Raw genomic sequence first — 3,784 nt, 5'->3', positions numbered from 1 at the left:
AATCGGGGGCCTGGGGACGCGCTCCTCCGCCAGGGGAGGTGGGGGTGCCGCCATGGGCCTGGGAGGCTTCGGAATGAAGGCCAAGAAGTCCGAGGAGCCCGAGCCGGAGGCCGCGCAGAGCCGCGCCTGGTTCCCGGAGACGTTCCTCTTCGAGCCGCTGGTGGTGACGGACGCGTCGGGCGCGGCGACGGTGCCGGTGCGCGTGCCGGACAGGCTCACCGGGTGGCGGGTGCTGGCGCTGGCGCACTCGCGCTCGGGCGCGCAGGCGGGAGCGGTGACGCGCTTCGCGGGCACGCTGCCCACGTACGTGGACCCGGTGCTGCCGCCCTTCCTCCGCGCGGGGGACGCGGTGCGGCTGCCGGTGCAGGTGGTGAACACGACGGAGTCCGCCGTGGAGGCGGCGCTGAAGGTGGAGGCCCAGGGCGCGGCGGTGGAGGGCGGCGGCCGCACGGTGCGGGTGCCCGCGCGCGGCAGCGTGGTGGAGTACGTGACGGTGCGGGCCTCCGGGCCCGGGCCGGTGTCCGTGCGCGCCACGCTGGGCGGCGCGGACGCGGTGGTGCGCAGCTTCGACGTGTGGCCCACCGGCAGGCCCGTGATGCTCACGCGCGGCGGCACGCTGGCCGCGCCACGCACCCTGTCCCTCACCGCGCCGTCGGACGCGCAGGCCGGCAGTGAGCGGGTGCGCCTGCTCGTGTACCCCGGCGCGCTGGGCGTGCTGCGCTCGGAATTGGGCACCGCGGGAGGCCGCATGGACACCGCGGACGTGGCCTACGCGCTGCTGCTGGTGGGGCGCTCACCGGAGCTGCTGGCCACGCTGGGCGAGACACAGTCGGCGGAGGCGCTGAAGGCGCTCACCTCCGGCGAGAAGCGCCCAGCCACGCCGCCCCAGCCCGTGGAGGGCGCGGTGGACGTGGAGGCCATGCGAGGGCTGCTGGCGCAGGTGACGCAGCGCGCGCTGCGCGCCGGCCGGGCGCCGGACGTGGCCACGGCGGCGCTGCTGGCCGAGGGCGCGCTGGCGCACCCGGGCAACCCGGTGCTGGCCCGCCTGGGTGAGCGGCTCGCGGCGCGGGTGGCGGCGGCGCAGCTCCCGGACGGCACCTGCCAGGGCGGAGACGGGTGGACGCTGCAACGGCTGCTGGTGGCCACGGCGGACTGCACGCGCGCGGTGAATGCGGCGGCGGGCACGCCCGAGGGCCGGCGCCGGGCGGCCCTCTTCACCGTGAAGGCCTCCGGGGCGCTGGAGCGCAACCGGGCGCACGTGAAGGACGGCTACACCGCGGCGGCGCTGCTGGCGAGCGGCGTGGTGACGGGCTCGCTGAAGGAGGACCTGCGCGTCCAGGTGCGTGACGCGCTGAAGACGCGCGAGGGCGGCGCCTTCCTGCCGGTGGAGCCGGGCGTGGTGGACGCCAGCGGCCAGACGCCCTCGGAGGCGGAGGCCACGGCGCTGGCGGTGCTGGCGCTGGAGGGCGACGCGAAGGCGCCCCTGGCGGACCTGGGCGCGTCGCTGCTGGCCGGCTACGAGCCGGTGTCCGGCTGGGGCGGCGGGCGCGCCAACCGGCTGGCCCTGCGCGCGGTGGTGGCCCTCTTCCGCGAGCCGCTGCCCTCGCAGGTGCGCGTGGTGCTGGAGCGCGACGGCCAGCCCGTCACCGAGGGCACCTTCGACGCGAAGGCGCTGCGCGAGGTGCTGGCGTTGGAAGCCGCGGCGCCGGGCTCGGGCGGGGCGCACACCTGGACGGTGCGCGCGGAGCCCGCGGTGCCGGGGCTCGGCTTCTCGCTGACGCTGGCCGCCGCGGTGCCCTGGAAGACCGAGTCCCAGGGCGGGCTCGAGCTGGCGGTGAAGGGGCCCTCGGAGGCGAAGGTGGGACAGCCGGCCGAGGTGGTGGTGCAGGCCTCCACCCCCTCCGGCCTCGAGCTGGAGCTGCGGCATGGGCTGCCCGCCGGTGTACAGGTGGACCCGGCCAGCCTGGACGCGCTGGTGTCCGAGGGCCGGGTGACGTCCTGGAACGCCGAGGACGGCGCGGTGACGCTGAAGCTGCCACCGAGGGGCCCGGGCGAGCCCTTCCAGGCCCGCTTCCGTGTCATCCCCACCCTGGCGGGCACCCTGCAGGCGGGGGCCTCATCGTTGAAGGTGGTCTCCCGACCTGACCTCGCGTCTTACGTACCTCCCACTACGTGGGCCGTGCGTTGATCGCCCGCCTGCCCTCGGGGGCACTGTCTTGGACAGTGTCCCCATGGGAAGTGTCTTCTCATCGCCGCCCGGAGTTCCGAATGGGTGGCGGTCTCCGCATACCCACGTGAAACCCCCCAGGGGATGCGGCAGATTTCCGTGAGCGTCGCGAGGCCGGCCCCGCCTCGTGGTTTCCATCTTGGGTGACACCATGGAGCTCGACGCGGAAGAAAGAGATGAGCTGTTGCGGGTGCTGACCAGCGCCTTCTCCTCCGTGGAGGAGCTGCGCCGGGCGGTGGCCGCTGCCCGGCGACGGGAGCTGGAAGCGCTCGCGTCCACCGGCAGCCTGCGCGAGCGCATCCTCGCGCTCATCCACCGGGCCGAATTGGAGGGATGGACGCGCGAGCTGGTAACGGGCGCGTACACGACACTGCCCCGCCACCCCCGGCTGTCGCGCTTCGTGCACGGGTACTTCGCGTCCGCGCAGCGCAGCATCCCCCGCGTCAGGCTGGAGCGCATCTTCGGCCCCGGGCGGACGGACACCGGGCTGGCCGCGTGGCGCCGGCGGCTGATGTCCATCGAGCGACAGGTGTGCCGCGTGGAGCCCCAGGTGGGCGCGGCGCTGGGCACCGGCTTCCTCGTCTCGCCCGACGTCGTCCTCACCAACTTCCACGTCATCGAGAACAAACTATTGGAGTCGCTGCGCGTGCGCTTCGACCACAAGGTGCTGCCGGACCGCACGCTGCTCCAGGCGGGCACGGTGTACCGGGTGAAGAAGTGCCTGGCCCACAGTCCCTACAGCCCCGCGGACCTGATGCACCCCCGCCCGCGCGAGGCCACGGTGAACGAACTGGACTACGCCTTCCTCCAGGTGGAGGGCGCGCCCGGGGACGCGCGGGTGGGCGCAGAGCCCCGGGGCTGGCTGGAGCTCCCCGAGACGCCGGAGCCCTTCACGCCCGGCAGCCTGGCCTTCATCTTCCAGCACCCGGAAGGCCAGCCGATGAGCGTCGCGGTGGACGAGTTCCTCGGCGTCAACCCGTCGCGCACGCGCGTGGCGTACCGGGCCTGCACGGGGCCGGGCTCGTCGGGCGCGCCGTGCTTCTCGCAGGAGCTGAAGCTGGCCGCGCTGCACCACAGCGGCGGCCCACGCGTGCCGTCCTCCATGGGACACAACGAGGGCATCCCCACCGACACCATCCGCGACAGCCTGCCCCGGCAGGTGCGCGACGTGCTCGGCTGGTGAGGCGGACCGGGCACGAAGTGGAGCCGTCGGGCGTGCCTGCTATTTTCGGTGGATGGAACCCGCCTCCACCCGTTCCGCCGTCCTCCGCCGTGGCGCGGGCCTCGCGCGCCTGGTCCTCGTCCTGTGGCTCGCCGCACCGTGGAGCGTGGGCCTCGCGCAACAGCCGCCCCGGCTGCGCGTGGCCGGCGCCTCCGCCAGCAACGAGGTGCGGCTGCGCACGGCGTCGGAGGACTTCCGGCACGTGCTTCGCGTGGACCTCGTGGGCGCGGAGGGCGAGGCTCCGCTCGAAGGCGGCGTGACGGTGCTGGTGGACCCGCTCCAGTCGCAGGACGGCGTGCAGGTGCCGCTGACGGCCACGGTGGGCGGGGCGGCGG

General features: G+C 74.9%; 2 protein-coding genes and 1 pseudogene. All 3 read left to right on the top strand.

Features of this window, described 5'->3' with window-relative positions; genetic code table 11:
- Positions 1 to 52: 52 nt before the first annotated feature.
- On the top strand, positions 53 to 2,188 hold the full coding sequence (locus HG543_RS52230; protein ID WP_439332625.1) for an alpha-2-macroglobulin family protein: 2,136 nt from the start codon (positions 53 to 55) through the stop codon (positions 2,186 to 2,188).
- Between the two features lie 178 nt (positions 2,189 to 2,366).
- Positions 2,367 to 3,410 (top strand): trypsin-like peptidase domain-containing protein, encoded by a 1,044-nt coding sequence (locus HG543_RS52225; protein ID WP_246357920.1) that lies wholly within the window; start codon positions 2,367 to 2,369, stop codon positions 3,408 to 3,410.
- Between the two features lie 52 nt (positions 3,411 to 3,462).
- Positions 3,463 to 3,784, top strand: a pseudogene (locus tag HG543_RS52220) (hypothetical protein); the annotation flags it as partial.

This window comes from Pyxidicoccus fallax (assembly GCF_012933655.1).
GTDB lineage: Bacteria > Myxococcota > Myxococcia > Myxococcales > Myxococcaceae > Myxococcus > Myxococcus fallax.
This window is presented reverse-complemented; position numbering and strand designations above follow the sequence as displayed.

Bases quoted from the DNA above. Each gene is read 5' to 3' on its own strand.
- HG543_RS52230 (WP_439332625.1), top strand. From the start codon at position 53: ATGGGCCTGGGAGGCTTCGGAATGAAGGCCAAGAAGTCCGAGGAGCCC.